The sequence below is a fragment of the Vibrio sp. 10N.222.55.C6 genome, assembly GCF_041473395.1.
In the GTDB taxonomy this organism is placed as follows: domain Bacteria; phylum Pseudomonadota; class Gammaproteobacteria; order Enterobacterales; family Vibrionaceae; genus Vibrio; species Vibrio crassostreae_C.
In genome coordinates, this window is sequence record NZ_JBFRSD010000821.1 from 1 (window position 1) to 383 (window position 383).

A 383-nucleotide genomic window follows, 5' to 3' on the forward strand; every position below is an offset into this window, starting at 1 on the left:
TCAAAACGATAACCAGGGCCTGAAAGGGTAAGTTGGTCAGGGTTGTTGGCTGTTTTCTGCCAATAAGGACGACTCTTTATGGTCGAGAGTAACTCTTTGCTCAGCCCTTTGGCAAAACCTTCAGGTGAAGAGATCACATAGCCGCTCGTATCAATAAAGTGCACGCCGGCATGGTATTCATCAAGCTGGGATAAAAATGAAAGAATAGGAGCTAACGCTATTTTTTCTGACGCGCTCTTATAACTATCACTGCTTTCAGAACAAAGAGACTCTTGACCAATTAGCATATAGTCGATATCGACAGAGGGAATGTCTGAGGTTTTACCGTCGGCAAGTAGCAATACATCAATAGGCCAGATTTGGCAAAGACCATCCACAACATG

1 pseudogene is annotated in these 383 nt (G+C 43.9%); it reads right to left on the reverse strand.

The annotated features are described in order from the left end of the window. A pseudogene (locus AB4486_RS26355) lies at window positions 1-383 on the reverse strand (diguanylate cyclase); the annotation flags it as partial.